Origin of the sequence: Bacteroides sp., from assembly GCF_052357945.1 — a bacterium.
GTDB lineage: Bacteria > Bacteroidota > Bacteroidia > Bacteroidales > Bacteroidaceae > Bacteroides.
Window position 1 is genome coordinate 1 of sequence record NZ_DAWCXD010000115.1, and the last position, 16,493, is coordinate 16,493.

At 39.7% G+C, this 16,493-nt stretch carries 14 protein-coding genes and 1 pseudogene; 9 read left to right on the plus strand and 6 right to left on the minus strand.

The window, feature by feature from the left end:
- Positions 1-237: 237 nt before the first annotated feature.
- Both ACT8YW_RS17230 and rlmD read right to left on the minus strand, forming a co-directional pair.
- The gene (locus ACT8YW_RS17230; RefSeq protein WP_005840017.1) at positions 238-1,164 is read right to left on the minus strand and encodes an RluA family pseudouridine synthase; all 927 of its coding nucleotides are present in this window, start codon (positions 1,162-1,164) and stop codon (positions 238-240) included.
- A gap of 44 nt (positions 1,165-1,208) precedes the next feature.
- A complete protein-coding gene (gene rlmD, locus ACT8YW_RS17235; protein ID WP_005840015.1) occupies positions 1,209-2,630 on the minus strand; it encodes a 23S rRNA (uracil(1939)-C(5))-methyltransferase RlmD in 1,422 nt (473 codons plus the stop codon).
- A gap of 198 nt (positions 2,631-2,828) precedes the next feature.
- On the opposite strand from rlmD, the gene ppdK reads away from it, so the two are divergent.
- Both ppdK and ACT8YW_RS17245 read left to right on the plus strand, forming a co-directional pair.
- Positions 2,829-5,552: a pyruvate, phosphate dikinase gene (gene ppdK, locus ACT8YW_RS17240; protein WP_057249706.1), complete on the plus strand. Its 2,724-nt coding sequence runs from the start codon at positions 2,829-2,831 to the stop codon at positions 5,550-5,552.
- A 202-nt stretch (positions 5,553-5,754) separates the two neighbouring features.
- Positions 5,755-7,251, plus strand: coding sequence for a tyrosine-type recombinase/integrase (locus ACT8YW_RS17245; protein WP_118935745.1), 1,497 nt, complete (start codon positions 5,755-5,757; stop codon positions 7,249-7,251).
- A 91-nt stretch (positions 7,252-7,342) separates the two neighbouring features.
- Here the strand turns inward: ACT8YW_RS17245 and ACT8YW_RS17250 are convergent, their stop codons facing one another.
- Positions 7,343-7,555 (minus strand): hypothetical protein, encoded by a 213-nt coding sequence (locus ACT8YW_RS17250; protein ID WP_118935744.1) that lies wholly within the window; start codon positions 7,553-7,555, stop codon positions 7,343-7,345.
- A gap of 873 nt (positions 7,556-8,428) precedes the next feature.
- Between ACT8YW_RS17250 and ACT8YW_RS17255 the strand changes: the two genes are divergently transcribed.
- A complete protein-coding gene (locus ACT8YW_RS17255; RefSeq protein WP_118935742.1) occupies positions 8,429-8,815 on the plus strand; it encodes a plasmid mobilization protein in 387 nt (128 codons plus the stop codon).
- Positions 8,816-8,933: 118 nt separating this feature from the next.
- Positions 8,934-10,499: a relaxase/mobilization nuclease domain-containing protein gene (locus tag ACT8YW_RS17260; RefSeq protein ID WP_118935741.1), complete on the plus strand. Its 1,566-nt coding sequence runs from the start codon at positions 8,934-8,936 to the stop codon at positions 10,497-10,499.
- 27 nt (positions 10,500-10,526) lie between these two features.
- On the opposite strand, the gene ACT8YW_RS17265 is transcribed toward ACT8YW_RS17260, so the two are convergent.
- From ACT8YW_RS17265 to ACT8YW_RS17275, 3 genes are all read right to left on the minus strand, one after another.
- Complete coding sequence (locus ACT8YW_RS17265) at positions 10,527-11,147, minus strand: CatA-like O-acetyltransferase, family 2 (RefSeq protein ID WP_118935740.1); 621 nt, start codon at positions 11,145-11,147, stop codon at positions 10,527-10,529.
- A 67-nt stretch (positions 11,148-11,214) separates the two neighbouring features.
- Positions 11,215-12,036, minus strand: coding sequence for a helix-turn-helix domain-containing protein (locus tag ACT8YW_RS17270; RefSeq protein ID WP_118935739.1), 822 nt, complete (start codon positions 12,034-12,036; stop codon positions 11,215-11,217).
- 1 nt (position 12,037) lies between these two features.
- A complete protein-coding gene (locus ACT8YW_RS17275) occupies positions 12,038-12,880 on the minus strand; it encodes an AraC family transcriptional regulator (RefSeq protein WP_118935747.1) in 843 nt (280 codons plus the stop codon).
- Positions 12,881-12,984: 104 nt separating this feature from the next.
- Between ACT8YW_RS17275 and ACT8YW_RS17280 the strand changes: the two genes are divergently transcribed.
- The 5 genes and pseudogenes from ACT8YW_RS17280 to ACT8YW_RS17300 all read left to right on the plus strand — a co-directional run.
- The gene (locus tag ACT8YW_RS17280; protein WP_118935746.1) at positions 12,985-13,593 is read left to right on the plus strand and encodes a sugar O-acetyltransferase; all 609 of its coding nucleotides are present in this window, start codon (positions 12,985-12,987) and stop codon (positions 13,591-13,593) included.
- Positions 13,580-14,242, plus strand: coding sequence for an HAD family hydrolase (locus tag ACT8YW_RS17285; protein ID WP_118935738.1), 663 nt, complete (start codon positions 13,580-13,582; stop codon positions 14,240-14,242). The genes ACT8YW_RS17280 and ACT8YW_RS17285 overlap by 14 nt, the downstream gene beginning before the upstream one ends.
- Positions 14,243-14,281: 39 nt before the next feature.
- Positions 14,282-14,725 carry a hypothetical protein gene (locus ACT8YW_RS17290; RefSeq protein ID WP_118935737.1) on the plus strand — a complete coding sequence of 148 codons (444 nt, stop codon included), beginning with the start codon at positions 14,282-14,284 and terminating at the stop codon, positions 14,723-14,725.
- The gene (locus tag ACT8YW_RS17295) at positions 14,712-15,278 is read left to right on the plus strand and encodes a YdeI/OmpD-associated family protein (protein WP_118935736.1); all 567 of its coding nucleotides are present in this window, start codon (positions 14,712-14,714) and stop codon (positions 15,276-15,278) included. The genes ACT8YW_RS17290 and ACT8YW_RS17295 overlap by 14 nt, the downstream gene beginning before the upstream one ends.
- Positions 15,279-15,542: 264 nt before the next feature.
- Positions 15,543-16,436: pseudogene (locus ACT8YW_RS17300) on the plus strand (MATE family efflux transporter); the annotation flags it as partial.
- Positions 16,437-16,493 lie beyond the last annotated feature (57 nt).

Here is a 16,493-nt window from a genome sequence, read left to right on the forward strand (position 1 = left end):
CTTTTGACTTTATTATAACTTGGAGAGAAACACGCACGAGGCCGAATGCTTACGGACTACATGACCATTCTTGCATTAAGAAAGGCAATTTAATAATGAAACTGCCAAATCTCTAAAAACAACAATATCCATCCGTCTACAGTTTGGTAAATGGATAGATATTGCTTTTTTATTCTTAACCTCTGCCCAAAATAAATGCAAAGAAGCCTTATATTTAATTTTAACAGAAGAAACTTTCTATTTTTTCTGCATTAATCCTTTAAATGCCGTAGGATAAGGAGTTTCAAACTCCATCAACTCTTTTGTTACCGGATGATAGAAACATAACTTGAAGGCATGTAACGCCAATCGTCCTAAAGGATCACACTCACTGCCATAGCGCCGGTCACCAACAACAGGGTGACCTAAATCCAACATATGCACACGAATCTGATTCTTACGTCCTGTTTCCAAATCCAACTCCACCAATGAATATCCATTGGCCCGCTTTATTGTTTTATAATGAGTGACCGCAAACTTACCTTCCCCATTATCTACAGGACTGGAATAGACATACAATTTCCGGTCGGTCAACCAAGACTCTACAGTACCGTAATCTTTCTCCATATCACCAGAAACGATAGACACATAACGGCGGTCCGTCACAATATCATGCCAATTATCACGTAAAGTATTCTGGGTTTTTTCATCTTTGGCATACATCATCAACCCCGAAGTTTCACGGTCCAGACGATGTACTACAAATACGCGGTTGAAACGATGTGAACGTTTTACATACTCATTCAAAATATGTTGTGCAGTACGCTCCTTCTGATGTTCTGTGCTGACAGAAAGCAGTCCCTCCTTCTTTTCCACCACCAAGATATAAGCATCCTCGTATACCAGTTTCAGCATCGGATGTTTAAACTCACGATTATTCTTCACCTTGGATATCTGCACTTTCATACCTGGTTTCAATGCGAAATTATATTGGGTAGTAATCACATTATCTACCAAAATCACGCGGTTGGCAAGCAACGCCTTTACCTTGCTACGACTGATTCCCGCCATTTTCCGCATCAGAAAATCCATCAGCTCAGCGGGCTCCGTCACATTATATATAGTATATCGGGCAACACTTCTCGCCTTTGGCCTGCCGGAATCACTATTCTTACCTCTTGACATAATTCTATTTACTGTTTAAACAATTTATAATTGAACTATCCGGATTATCCTCTTTTTTCCAGCAACACCACATTTTCCACATGATGCGTATGAGGGAACATATCTACGGGTTGCACGGCCATCACCTTGTATTTGGCATCTAACAAAGACAAATCACGTGCCTGGGTGGCAGGATTACAGCTAACATACACAATCCGCTGAGGTTCAGCAAAAAGAATTGTATTAATCACATCATCGTGCATTCCGGCACGCGGAGGATCAGTGATAATAACATCAGGACGACCATGTTGGTTGATAAACTCCTGAGTGAGGATATCCTTCATGTCACCGGCATAAAATAAGGTATTGTCAATGCCATTAATTGCCGAATTCACTTTAGCATCTTCTATTGCTTCAGGCACATATTCGATACCAATCACTTTCTTTGCCTGGCGTGAAACAAAGTTGGCTATGGTTCCAGTCCCTGTATAAAGATCATACACCAATTCTTTACCGGTCAATCCGGCAAAATTACGGGCCACCTTATAAAGATTATACGCCTGTCCGGAATTAGTCTGATAAAATGATTTTGCTCCTATCTTGAAGCGCAACCCCTCCATTTCCTCGAAAATATGATCGTTGCCTTTGAACACCATTACCTCCAGATCGTTAATGGTATCATTGCATTTGTTATTGACTACATATAATAAGGAAGTAATCTGCGGAAAACGTTCTGCCACGAAAGCCAGCAGTTGCTTCATCAGATCCATTTCGCTCTCTTCCACAATCTTGCATTGCAGCAACACCATAAGCTCACCCGTACTCGAAGTACGGATCATCAAGTTGCGAAGCATTCCTTCTTGAGAACGCAGATTAAAGAAAGAATAATTGTGTTCGTATGCATAGTCACGAATCGCATTGCGTATCTGGTTGCTGATATCATCCTGTAACCAGCACTTTTCTATAGCCAGTACCTTGTCAAATGCACCGGGAATGTGGAAACCTACGGCGTTCATCTGATCGTACTTCACATCTTCCTTTACCTCTTCCTCTGTCAGCCAACGTTTGTTAGAAAACGTAAATTCCAACTTATTACGGTAAAACTCCGTTTTTTCCGACCCTATGATAGGTGAAATTTCCGGCAATTCGATCTTGCCGATACGGGTCAGATTATCCGTCACCTGCTTTTGCTTATACTTTATTTGTTCTGTATATGGCAGACACTGCCACTTACAACCACCACATATACCATAATGCTGGCAGAAGGGTACTGCACGCACAGGAGAATACTCATGGAATTTCACAGCCACAGCTTCTGCATAATGATTTTTCTTACGCTTCACTTGTAAATCCACCACATCACCGGGCACTACATAAGGCACAAATACTACCAGGTCATTCACTTTCGCCAAAGCTTTTCCTTCGGCAGCTACATCTGTTATGGTTATCTTCTCTAATAATGGAAGTTCTTTCTTCTTTCTAGCCACTTTTCTGAATAAGTTAATTTGGGGACAAATTTAAGCATTTTCCCTGAATATTGCCTCATAAATCGTAAGATATTAAAATTGCAAAGTAGAAATTGCAATTTCCACTATTTTTTTTCAGTAAAAGGTTTGGAGATAACTAAAATATGTATAGTTTTGCGATTACATTTTTTGAGCGAGTTAACTTTAAATACATTTATTATGGATAAAAAAAGAGTTTACACCTTTGGTAATGGACAAGCTGAAGGAAAAGCAGACATGAGAAATCTGCTTGGTGGAAAAGGCGCTAACCTGGCTGAAATGAATCTAATCGGTGTTCCCGTACCTCCGGGATTTACAATCACCACAGAAGTTTGTAGCGAATATTATGAGTTAGGTAAAGATAAAGTAGTAGAACTGCTGAAAGCGGATGTTGAGAAAGCTATCGCCAACATCGAAAATCTGATGAATTCCAAGTTTGGAGATGTAGAGAACCCGTTACTGGTTTCTGTACGTTCGGGTGCCCGCGCTTCTATGCCGGGTATGATGGATACCATCCTTAATTTAGGTTTAAATGACGAAGTGGTGGAAGGCTTGAGCCGCAAGACCGGACGCCCCCGTTTCGCATGGGATTCTTACCGTCGTTTCGTACAAATGTATGGTGACGTGGTATTGGGTATGAAACCGGTGAACAAGGAAGACATCGATCCTTTCGAGGAAATTATCGAAAAAGTAAAGGAAGAAAAAGGTGTGAAGCTCGACAACGAATTGGAAGTGGAAGACCTTAAAGAACTGGTTAAACGCTTTAAAGTTGCTGTAAAAGAACAGACCGGACAAGATTTTCCGACCTGTGCATACGAACAACTTTGGGGTGCCATTTGTGCTGTATTCCGCAGCTGGATGAACGAACGCGCCATTCTTTACCGCAAAATGGAAGGTATTCCTGCCGAATGGGGTACTGCTGTAAGCGTACAAGCCATGGTATTCGGTAACATGGGTGATACTTCGGCTACCGGTGTTTGCTTCTCTCGTGACGCAGGTAACGGTGAGGATTTGTTTAATGGCGAATATTTGATCAACGCACAAGGTGAAGATGTTGTAGCCGGTATCCGTACCCCGCAACAAATCACAAAAATCGGTTCTCAGCGTTGGGCAGAACGTGCAGGTATTTCTGAAGAAGAACGCGTAGCCAAATATCCCTCTATGGAAGAAGCTATGCCGGAAATCTACAAAGAACTGGATGCCCTGCAGACCAAACTGGAAAACCACTATCGCGACATGCAGGATATGGAATTTACCGTACAGGAAGGTAAATTATGGTTCTTGCAGACCCGTAACGGTAAACGTACCGGAGCTGCCATGGTAAAAATCGCCATGGACTTGTTGCGCCAGGGAATGATTGATGAAAAAACAGCATTGGAGCGTTGCGAACCTAATAAATTAGACGAACTGCTTCACCCTGTGTTCGACAAGAAAGCGTTGAAAGAAGCGAAAGTTTTGACTCGTGGTTTGCCCGCTTCCCCGGGTGCCGCTACCGGTCAGATTGTGTTCTTCGCCGATGATGCTGCTAAATGGGCTGCCGATGGCAAAAAGGTGGTCATGGTACGTATCGAAACTTCGCCGGAAGACCTGGCAGGTATGGCCGTTGCCGAAGGTATCCTGACTGCACGTGGCGGCATGACATCTCACGCTGCGGTTGTGGCCCGTGGTATGGGTAAGTGCTGCGTATCGGGTGCTGGTGCTATCAATGTAGATTATAAGACACGTACCGTAGAAATTGAAGGTATTACTTTAAAAGAAGGTGACTTCATCTCTCTGAACGGTACTACCGGTGAAGTATATAAAGGTAAAGTGGAAACCAAAGCAGCCGAAGTTTCAGGCGATTTCGCTGCATTGATGGATCTTTGCAACAAATACACCAAGCTGAATGTCCGCACTAACGCTGATACTCCGCATGATGCGGAAGTGGCCCGCGCTTTTGGTGCTTCAGGTATCGGTCTTTGCCGTACGGAACACATGTTCTTTGATGCTGAAAAGATTGTCGCTATGCGTGAGATGATCCTGTCACCGGATGTAGAAGGACGTAGAAAAGCATTGGCTAAATTGCTCCCCTTCCAAAAAGCCGACTTCAAAGGTATCTTCAAGGCTATGGACGGATGTCCGGTAAATGTTCGTCTGCTCGATCCTCCTTTGCATGAGTTCGTTCCCCATGATGCAAAAGGTCAGGAAGAAATGGCTAAGGCAATGGGCGTAACCGTACAGGAAATCAAAAAACGTGTGGAAAGCCTGTGTGAACACAATCCGATGTTAGGTCACCGCGGCTGTCGTTTGGGTAACACCTATCCCGAAATCACAGAGATGCAGACTCAAGCGATTCTAGGTGCTGCAATTGAACTGAAGAAAGAAGGATATGATCCGCATCCCGAAATTATGGTTCCCTTGACCGGTATCCTGTATGAATTCGAAGCTCAGGAAAAGGTGATCCGTGATGCAGCAGCAGCATTATTTGAAAAAGAAGGTATGGAAATTCCGTTCAAGGTAGGTACCATGATTGAAATTCCGCGTGCTGCGCTGACAGCCAACCGCATTGCCAGCCGTGCAGAATACTTCTCATTCGGTACCAATGACTTGACCCAGATGACATTCGGTTATTCCCGTGACGATATTGCTTCTTTCTTGCCGGTATATCTGGAAAAGAAGATTCTGAAAGTAGACCCATTCCAAGTACTCGACCAAAATGGTGTGGGCCAGCTGATTGAAATGGCTGTAGATAAAGGCCGTTCAGTTCGTCCTGATTTGAAATGCGGTATCTGCGGTGAGCATGGTGGTGAGCCTTCATCAGTGAAATTCTGTCACAAAGTTGGTTTGAACTATGTGTCTTGTTCTCCGTTCCGCGTGCCTATTGCCAGACTGGCTGCGGCGCAGGCTGCTATTGAGGAAGCATAAGCAATATAGGATAATATTTGATTTAGGCTGTAACGAACTGTTTATCAGGCGTTACAGCCTAAGTTGTTTTTAGGCGGTTCGTGCATTTGTCCGCAAAAAATGAGCCAAATAAACGGTACTTGCATACACCACGCATACACTTTTGAACAGTGGCGCATACACCAACGCATACACCATTTAATAACTTATAAATCAATGTGATATGGCAACATTTAAAGTAGTCGTAAGAAAAAAGAGAGCTGACGGATTTTATCCAGTGTACATTCGTGTTGTCCACCGTTCAAGAATGGGTTATATTAAAACCGATAAACTCATTACGGACAAGCAAATCACCAAGAATGGCGAAATCAAGGATATTGTGGTCAACGAATATTGTTCACGAGAAATCCTACGTTATAGCGATATGATAAACCGTAAGGATGTCTCAAATTATTCTGTTGCTGAACTAATTGAATTTCTTATCCATTCAGATGAAGAAATATGTTTTAGTGACTATGCAACAAGGTTCATTAACCGTATGGCCTCTGAAGGACATGAACGTAATGCTAAGAACTATCGTCTGGCTGTAAACCACCTTGAAAGATATTTGGGAACAACCAGAGTGATGTTTACTCACTTGTCATCTTCTGTTTTGACAAGATGGATTAATAGCCTTTCGTTGACGAACAGGGCGAAAGAAATGTATCCGACTTGTTTAAGACAGATATTCAAAAGGGCACTTATAGAGCTGAACGATGAAGAACGTGGTATCGTGCGAATCAAATACAATCCTTGGTTAAAGGTATCTATTCCTAAATCTGACAGTACGGTCCAAAGGGCCATCAGTGCAGAGGCATGTAGGGAATTCTTCAATCGCCCCCTACCGGAAACCAAAATGATTTCCTCTCTTCCGGAACTGGGCCGAGACGTGGCACTCCTATCTTTGTGTCTAGGTGGAATAAACACCGTAGATATTTTTGAGCTTAAAAAAGAAAACTACAAGGATGGTATTATCGGATATAAAAGAGCTAAGACAAAGCACAGCCGGAAAGACGAAGCCTATATTGAAATGCGCGTGGAACCGTTCATTCAGGCCACATTTGACAAATATCTTTCAGACGAGAATGATGAATATCTTTTCAAATTCCATAAGCGTTACAGCAATCCGGACAGTTTCAATGCCAACGTAAACATTGGAATCAGAAAGATATGTGCTGATATGGGAATGAAGAAAGAGGATTACTACTGTTATTATACTTTCCGTCATACCTGGGCTACAATTGCCCAAAACGACTGTGATGCCAATCTGTATGAAGTTGCTTTCGGCATGAACCATAGTCATGGACTGAATATAACAAGAGGCTATGTCAAGATAGACTTCACTCCTGCCTGGGAACTAAATGCCAAAGTGATTGACTTCATTTTCTTCAGCAGCAAGAAGAGCAAGCAAGGCAAGGCACGTGACTTCGAGACACCGGCAGACAAGATGTTCCGTATCACCAAAAAGATGATGATCTATGGCCGTGCATATTTCAAAGGTGACGTTATCGGTGAAATAACAGACATTGGTTTCAGTAATGTAGACCAGGTTATCGACAGACTGGTTGAACAGTTACCCAAGGATATACCTATAGGATGTATGGTTCAGTTCCGTCTTATGAACTGTGATTCCAAGAAGGAAGTTGTGTATGAAAGAAGCAAGGGAAAAGGATTCATGTAATCGGAAAACTGAAACAAGCCATTAACACAAAGGGAGGATTCTACTTATCTTTATCAGAACCGTATCATTTCACTCACTGATACGGTTCTTTCTATTTGTCCGGTTGATTCCAGGGCAATACTTCACGGCCTATAAGTATGGCAAAGACAAGTACGATAAGCTTCCATATAAGAATGAAAGTTTTCTTGACCAACCAGACAGTCAGACGTATGGCAATCCTAAAAAGCCAGAATACTAGTTTCAGGAGCAGCATACCGATAATAAGTACCGGCAGCAGATATATAATCAACAGCAGTTCAAACATAATGTGTAATATTTATGAGTATAAGAGTTTATTAATTATATAAATATACTAAAAATCAATGAGATACAGAAATTTGCGCAACACTATTTTCTTATTATCCGAGTAGATTTTCTACTGATTATCAGTGTTATATCATCATGATAACGAGGTATCTCCAAACTCTGATTACAGGGTTATTCTACCTGAATGTTTCTGCAATACAGTTCAGATAAAATAAGATTTCCCGATAGCCATTTCATCAGCTGAATCAGCAACAAGATTTTATTTTCCCTTTTATTAGGATTCCAATAACTTAGATAATCAGGATACTTTTACCATACTATCATGGTATCAGGACTACATATTATATTGGATATAGGTTTTATGAGAACAATAGCCATCTATTCCATATAACTACATCTTGTGTGTTTTTGAAACTTTGGTTTATCCAACCATATATATCGAAACATTATTTCTTATTACTGCGATTTTTATGGTTCTAAGATTGAATAATACTTATAGCATCTGTTTCTGAATACACGAAAATTGGTTTGATAAGTTTTAGGACTATATACAACAATATTCCGCTACATGGATATTCCAAAACAACCGGATGCTACAGCACATGGTAAGCCGGAATATGCCTCCAAAGAATTGTGTTGTTGATTTCGGTTTGCAACGGCTTTCTCCGGTAAATTTGGGTGTAATAATCATTCCCGGAAGGCATCGTTCTGCCGTGCAGAGTTTTCCAAGCAAGTTGTACTTTTGTGGTCACAAAACTCCGTTTCGTACTCACAAAAGTAACTTGCCGAATGCTGGCGCATCGGAGCGGCTGGCCGCTGTTTCGCATGGCGAAAGATGGTCCGGGAAACCTAACCACCAATGTATCCAAGTATGAAGAATCAGAGAACCAAGTACATCAAGGTAAGGATGACACCGGAGGAAGTACAACAGTTTAAGGAGAAATCTGCCTCCTATTCATCCGTGAGCCATTATATACGTTCAGCACTGGCAGAGTATTCAAATATCGGAACCAAAAGACAGCTCGAACTGATGAATGATCTCGGTCTGTTTTACCGCAAATATCAGAATGAACTTTCCTGGGCTGGAGGAAACCTTAATCAGTCGGTTAAACGTGCTAATGAGCTTGCGGTAGCCGGATTACTCACTCCCGGCTATATTCAGGAAGTTCTGTTACCTGTAATCCTTGAAACTCAGGAAACATTGAACAGAATAAAGAAAGACCTTGATTCTCTGACACAGAAATCAGTCAAAATCTGAGTTATTAGTTACACGGTATTCAATCATTTCAGATATTATTATTGTGTAACCGTAGATTAATGAACTTGAAGTATTTCGGTTACTCAGTAACTCAAACCTTGATAAATTAAGATTCAATATGATAGCAATCATATTACCGGGAAGCACGAACTTCCATGCTGTCGGTTACAATGAATATAAAGTCTCGAAAGGTATTGCACGGCTGATAGAGATTCAGAATTTCGGTTCACTCGGAACATTTCATAAACCTACCCCAAGTGAGCTGGTCGGTTATCTCCAAAAATATAGTTCGCAGAACAGCAGAATAAGGAAACCACAGTTTCATATGGCCATATCATGTAAGGGACACGAAATGTCGGAAGATGAATTGCTGGGTTTTGCACACCAGTATCTCAAGGAAATGGGATACGGAGAATCCGGTCAACCGTTGCTTGTTTACTCCCATTATGACACGGAGAATACCCATCTTCATATTGTCACTTCAAGAGTGGCACCTGATGGAAGAAAGATTCAGCACAACCATGAACGCAGACGTTCCCAGGAAGTCATAGACCGTATTCTTGGGAATGACAGGAAAAAGAAAACGGAAGATGATATTGATGCTGCCAAACAATATACATTATCTTCCTTTGCCCAGTTCAAGGCAATCATGGTTTCCATAGGCTATGAGGTTTATCAGAAAGATGAGAATGTATTCATCAAGCATGGTGGAAAAGTTCAGAAGGAAATCCCTTTTTCTGAAATAGAAAGTCTTTTCAAGAGCGGTTATCGGGAAAGGGCTCGTTGCCGTCAGCTTAGAAGCATATTAAAGAAATACCGTGATGTAAGTTCCAACAAGGAGGAACTGCAGAAGGAACTGAAAACGAAGTTCGGTATTGACATTGTGTTCTTCGGCAAGAAGGATGCTCCATACGGATACATGCTTGTTGATCATGCAAACAAGACCGTTATTCATGGTGCAAAAGTACTGGCTGTAGAGGAGCTTCTGGACTTTACTACTCCTGAAGAACGGTTCAACCGAATTGAGGACTATATTGACCGGTTACTGACACTAAATCCGAAGATTACCCAGGGTGAAATATACAGTAAAATCAGGAAGCAGCGTGCCTATATCAAGAAAGGTATCATCTATTTTGATGGCCAAAGCCGTCCGTTGAAACCTTTTATGGCAGAAGCTATCGACCGTAATAATCGTATAGCCATGGTTGAAATGTTCAGTCCGGCTACTGAGGCTGAACAGGATCTACTTTGTAAGATATTCAAGGTTTCCCGGACAGATTTAGTAGATATATCTCCGGAAAGAACATACTACTACACTGATGCAGTGAACCGTTTGCGTGAGATATTCAATGATGAAAATGTTTCCTCTGTCAGAAGCCGACTACATGAAGAAGGCTTCACTATCCGTCAGGAAGAAGATGTAACTTATGCTATAAATTTCAAGCAGCATATCATTATAAATCTTACTGAAGAAAGGTTCAATCTTGAACGGTTAAGGAAACAGCCGGTAAAACAAATTGAACGAAATAAACACCTGCAACCAACAAAACCTGCTTCACGTTTCTCAGGCAAGACCAAGATGCGTGATGCTGGGGGTGGCAGTCATAGCGAAAAACGTGAATGGGAAGTAGGTCATAATGGGAATTATGATGATATTGATGATAAACAATCTGTTAAAAGATAACAAAACCTATCGATTAATAGGGTAACTTTACCTAATAAATTCTATTATCTCTTGTAATCTGCTTAAAAACTTTGCAGCATGAGCTCCATCCATTTGTGTATGGTGGAATTGAAATGAAATAGTCAGGTATTTCCTGAAGAAACGTTTTTTTATTTTTCCCCATATCAGGAATGGATTATTGAATATACCACTATACATACCAACAGCACCATCTATTTCATAATTTACAAGAGCAGAGGTACCAATAACCATACTTTCAGTTAAATCATAGTTTTCACAGTTTTCTCTTACTTGTTTGGTCAATCGGATATAATCATCATTGAATTGAATCAGATTTTCTGAAAAAGGAATATCACAGGAATTTATTTCACCAATTCTATTGGCTACAATCGTATTCACGGCAATTGTATCATATTGAACCAATCTGTCACCAACAGGAAGTATATAGAATTCCTTAATTCCGGAAGCTGCTTTGCCAATACACCAACACATCAACATATTCAATTTCAGTCCTTTCTTTTTACTAGTTTTTACAAGTTTAGTCACATCTACCGTCTTGAAAAATGTAACCATTGGCATAGGTGCCTGCATCCACATCTTGTATGCATATGCTCGTGTGGTCGTTTCGGGATTTATCTCTTTCTTCATTTCTGTAACTTTAATTCTGGTACAAAAATAAAAAGGACGTTTGAGTACGGATAGAACAAAAGAGACATTATAATGGAGTGGTAAACAAATCGGAATATGGCTCACATATTTCTCTTAGCGATAAGGGAGTATATCCGCTGAGTGTTCTAAATTCACGTATAAAATGTGACTGGTCTGAATAACCGCATTGATAGGATATTTGCGCTAAACTGATACTTTCAGGTTGGTTTTGCATAAGTTTAAGGGATTGCTGAAATCGTACGATTCGTGCATACTCTTTCGGGTTCATACCGACCATGGCAAGAAAAACACGTTCAAACTGTTTCTTGCTTAGGCAGGCAATAGATGCCAGTTCAGAAATCCTAATATTAGGATTAGAATACATTTGACGGATAACTGTCATAATCCTGTCAATATCCTGTTCACGTCTTGATGTAGAATTGATTCTTAACTGTGAAAGCAACCATTGTTCTATAAGATATATACAAAAGTTATTATCTTCACAATCCAAGACTCTCGCTGCAAGACAATTTAATTCCTTATTCTCCAATCCATAACCAGATACTTCCCTATTATAGAACAGAGACGTTGGAACATTAAGAAAGGTACTCATGGCATAAGGATGAAACACTGCAACAATCATCTCTATATTATCCGTAGCACTAATATGAGACGAGAAGTTAACTTGTCCACTAATAGTTAGTTTATCCTGCTTCGTACTTAATTCGGGAATATATAAAGCCGACTTTTTATGAAATATAATCTGAGGGCAACCAATTGGGAAGGTGTAGGTCTCGATCGGCCGATTACTCTCAAATATCCAATAGTATCTGATATAATCCCTCAACTGCTGGCATGGTTTATAAAATCTGAGTCCACTTGTCATCATTCTATAAAAGTTTATTTATTTTTCGGAATTCTGTAGGACTGACATCCTTGTATTTCTTGAATAATCTATTCAGGTGGCTTTCATCAGTGAAGCCCAGTTCTTCTACTATTTCATTTATCCTCATATCACTATGTAGAAGTCGGTTTTCCACCATCTTCATCTTATAATTCAATATATATTGTTGCATGGTTTCATTGGTCTGCTTCTTGAAATATTTTCCAAGATAATTGGGAGAGATACCAAAATGCCGACATATTTCTTTTGCTTTAATCTTTTCCGGGAAACAGATATTGGACTGTATATATTGCAAGATATTCAGTACTAAGTCCGTTGAATTGTCATCCAGTCTTTCAGGAAGAAACATAGCTACATTTCGGGCTACCACTATAATTATTGTATTAATCAATTGCGCAATTATCTCAGTACTATAGATATGCTTATTTCGGTATTCACGCATGATAGCCTCTATCATGGGTTTGACGAGCAGTTTATCCGTGGTGTTTCTTAGGATACACCCGGGCTGATGGTTAGCATGCTGGAGAATAAACTCCAGTCTCTTAATATTATCATCACCCAAAACAGCAGAATGGATATAAATATCATTGAACTTGATATAGACAAAAGTTGTTCTGTTATGAATTTCAAATGAGTGAATATCGCCGGGAGTAATCAGAAACAGATGTCCGTCATGATACGGAAACTTATGGTTGTTTATCCATTGAATTCCTGTACCGGTCAGAATATACACCAATTCAAAAAATGTATGATCATGTTCTTTCAAGTTCGTATCATCTACCTCACTGAGGGTGATTTCGAAAGGCTGATGTAAGTTTTCTCTTTTCATGGGCTTGTATATATTCACAAAGATACAGATTATAGGAAAAATATTACAGAGTAAAATCAAAAAACTTGTATAATTTTGCCTTTGTAGTTAAAAGAAAACTGATTATGAAAACAGAACTGGAAAAATGTCTGTCCGGAGAATGGTATGATTGTCATGCTCCTGTCTTTATCGAATTTAAGACGAAGACGCATAAACTGTTATTGGAATACAATGCCTTGCCCTACGATGCAAAAGAGAAAAAGTATGCTATACTGAAAGATATGTTCGAAAATATTGGAAAGAATGTTTCTGTAGGCAGTCCATTTGTATGTGATTATGGATGCCACATAACGATTGGCAACAATGTCAGCATCAATACAGGGTGTACACTGGTCGATTGTAATAGAATTACTATAGGAAACAACGTACTGATAGGACCGAATGTACAAATATATACAGCAACCCATCCGGTTGAATTGGAAAAACGATTAACACCTGTGGAAACGCCTGATGGAATAAAATATATACGCCATACGTATGCACTTCCTGTAACCATCGAAGATGGATGTTGGGTTGGCGGTGGAGTCATCATTTTACCAGGTGTCACCATAGGCAAAGGAAGTGTCATTGGTGCTGGTAGTGTCGTTACAAAATCTATCCCAGCTGATTGTCTGGCTGCGGGTAATCCTTGTAAAATCATCCGTAAAATCAATGTACCTAATGAACAAGATTAAGTTGGTAGCCTTCGATTTAGATGGAACCATTGCGGATACACTTTCACTATGTATAAAAGCTTTCAGAATGGCTGTACAACCATATATATCACAGACTTTATCAGAAGATGATATCATAAAGACTTTCGGTTTGAACGAAGAAGGAATGATAAGAAAGGTGATTAAAAATGAATATTGGAAACAGGCCCTACAAGATTTTTATCCTATTTACATGAAATTGCATCATTTTATGTGTCCACAGCCATTTCAAGGTATACGTGAACTAATTATTCAATTAAGACAAAATAACCTAATTGTAGCACTTGTCACAGGCAAAGGAGCGAAGAGTTGTGAGATTACATTGCAGCAATTGGAGATGGATTCTGATTTCGACAGAATCATAACAGGTAATGCAGAACGAAATACCAAATATGAAGCTTTGAATGAATTGTTGAATATTTACCATCTTTCCCCTGCAGAAATCGTGTATGTCGGAGATACTGTTTCTGATATAATACAATGCAGGATGGTGAACGTGGTATGCTTGTCCGCTGCCTGGTGTGTAACAAATTCTATTCAAGAAGAACTGGGAAAATGCAATCCAGGAAAAGTATTCAACAGCATTGAGAAAATATCGGAATATCTTTTGAAACACACCAGTGAATATTGAAAATATTTCTATATTTTTGAAATCTAAAAAAGAAATAGCATGACTTTATCAGATTGGTTCCAAGGATTCGAAAAAGGGATAAGCTGTCTGAACGAGGAACAGCGCGCCACATTCTTTTCAGAATGCGGGAAAAATTGTGTGAAATGTGGAACACTGCAAATCTATCAGAAACTATATGAAAAAGCAAATGGTGATTTGGACACTTTCTTTTCAGAAGCAAACAAACTGCCGGGAGTTAAAAGCGAAATCATTAAAAAAGGTTCTGCGTATTATCTGCACTTTATGGAATGTACGTGCATGCTTCACCGGCAAGGATATGTTTCCACACCCTTACTTTGTGAGTGTTCCAAGCAAAGCATTCTTTACGTCTTGCATTCATTATGGAAAGACAAGGCATTTCGGGTAACAATATGCGAATCCATTTTACGAGGTAGCCAACATTGCAAAATGCAAATTGAAACAACAAACAATGGAAATACATAATTTACTGGACATCAAATCAAGGGCAGAACTACGTGAGTGGCTTATTCAGAACCACAAAACGGAGAAAGAATGTTGGGTAGTCGTGAAACGTGGTAGACCTACGGATGACAGTACTTTCTGGTATATCGATGCTGTAGAAGAAGCACTATGTTTCGGCTGGATAGACAGTACTACTAAGAAAATAGCCGATGATATAACAGCACAAAAACTTTGTCCCAGAAAGCCAAGAAGCAATTGGTCTGAGCTAAATAAAGAAAGATGCCGAAGAATGGAACGGTTAGGATTGATGACAGATGCCGGAAGAGCCGTTCTACCGGATATGTCACCTAATGGTTTTACCATAGACAAGGATATAGTACACAGACTACAATCTGACCCGGTAGTGTGGAACAACTTCTGTCAATTCCCTGATTTATATAGGCGAATCAGAATTGATACCATCCAAATTAAGAGAAATCAGCCCGAACTTTTTGAAAGCCGCCTGAACAAATTTATAGAAAATACCCGAAAAGGACTTCTTTACGGAGAATGGAATGACAACGGAAGATTATAAAATTACAGGAAAGCATTAACCTATTTCTATTTTTATTACCTTTGTATCTAGGATATTAAAAACAAAGATTGTTCAACCTATGAAATGGCAATTGTGCATATAGTTGCGCATAATGAATAGCATTCTCAATTCAAGCTATTGTTAATATACAGGCCTATAATACAGGTCTGTACTTCTTTATTTTGCCATTATATCAAATAATTACTTTACAAATAAGTTATGTTACCAGTTGACAGAACTTATTGTATTATATCATGTTGAACAATGAACTATACATATAAAAACATATGGCTCATCAACTTTCCGGTTATGATGAGCATCCTTATCGAACAACTTATTAATATAACTGATGCTATCTTCTTAGGTCATGTTGGTGAAATAGAATTGGGGGCATCTGCACTTGCCGGAATCTGGTATCTTGCCATTTATATGCTCGGTTTCGGATTCAGTATAGGTTTACAGGTTGTCATTGCACGGCGTAATGGCGAGCAGCAATATTCAGAAACAGGTAGGACATTCTCTCAGGGATTATTTTTTCTGTCGGGTTTAGCAGTTCTACTGTGCGCTATTTCGAAAATATTTTCTCCCTTAATCCTGAGCAATCTGATTGCATCTGAGAATGTATATTCTGCTGTTATTGACTATCTGGACTGGCGCATTTGGGGATTAATGTTTTCTTTCCCATTTCTTGCGTTACGATCTTTCCTGGTCGGTATAACACTTACAAAACCCTTGAACAAAGCTGCCTTCACAGCAGTATTGGTGAATATACCTTGTAATTGGCTTCTCATATTTTATTTCGATATGGGAATAGCCGGTGCTGCAATAGCATCTTCATTTGCAGAATTATGCTCATTGATAATATTGTCTATCCATGTTTTACGAAAAATGGATAGAAAGGTTTATGGTCTGAACTGGCAGTTTAATAAAAACATATTCCATCATGTCTGTCGTGTATCTATCTGGAACATGTTCAATCCGTTTATTGGTGTAGCCTCATGGTTTGCCTTCTTCGTAGCTATTGAGCATTTGGGCGAGTTGGAACTGGCAGCGACAAATGTCATACGTAGCATATCTACCTTGTTTTTCGTCATAGTCAATTCACTGGCTGCAACAACCGGCTCATTGGCAAGTAATTTATTGGGAGCAGGACAAAAGAATGTAAGCATTCGAATAAATGCACCTTTTAAACCTTGAGGTTTGGTTGTAGCTTTG

Excerpts from the sequence above, each read along its gene's own strand:
- ACT8YW_RS17230 (WP_005840017.1), bottom strand. The coding sequence starts at position 1,164 with ATGTCAAGAGGTAAGAATAGTGATTCCGGCAGGCCAAAGGCGAGAAGT.
- ppdK (WP_057249706.1), top strand. The coding sequence starts at position 2,829 with ATGGATAAAAAAAGAGTTTACACCTTTGGTAATGGACAAGCTGAAGGA.
- ACT8YW_RS17245 (WP_118935745.1), top strand. The coding sequence starts at position 5,755 with ATGGCAACATTTAAAGTAGTCGTAAGAAAAAAGAGAGCTGACGGATTT.
- ACT8YW_RS17250 (WP_118935744.1), bottom strand. The coding sequence starts at position 7,555 with ATGTTTGAACTGCTGTTGATTATATATCTGCTGCCGGTACTTATTATC.
- ACT8YW_RS17255 (WP_118935742.1), top strand. The coding sequence starts at position 8,429 with ATGAAGAATCAGAGAACCAAGTACATCAAGGTAAGGATGACACCGGAG.
- ACT8YW_RS17260 (WP_118935741.1), top strand. The coding sequence starts at position 8,934 with ATGATAGCAATCATATTACCGGGAAGCACGAACTTCCATGCTGTCGGT.
- ACT8YW_RS17265 (WP_118935740.1), bottom strand. The coding sequence starts at position 11,147 with ATGAAGAAAGAGATAAATCCCGAAACGACCACACGAGCATATGCATAC.
- ACT8YW_RS17270 (WP_118935739.1), bottom strand. The coding sequence starts at position 12,036 with ATGATGACAAGTGGACTCAGATTTTATAAACCATGCCAGCAGTTGAGG.
- ACT8YW_RS17275 (WP_118935747.1), bottom strand. The coding sequence starts at position 12,880 with ATGAAAAGAGAAAACTTACATCAGCCTTTCGAAATCACCCTCAGTGAG.
- ACT8YW_RS17280 (WP_118935746.1), top strand. The coding sequence starts at position 12,985 with ATGAAAACAGAACTGGAAAAATGTCTGTCCGGAGAATGGTATGATTGT.
- ACT8YW_RS17285 (WP_118935738.1), top strand. The coding sequence starts at position 13,580 with ATGAACAAGATTAAGTTGGTAGCCTTCGATTTAGATGGAACCATTGCG.
- ACT8YW_RS17290 (WP_118935737.1), top strand. The coding sequence starts at position 14,282 with ATGACTTTATCAGATTGGTTCCAAGGATTCGAAAAAGGGATAAGCTGT.
- ACT8YW_RS17295 (WP_118935736.1), top strand. The coding sequence starts at position 14,712 with ATGGAAATACATAATTTACTGGACATCAAATCAAGGGCAGAACTACGT.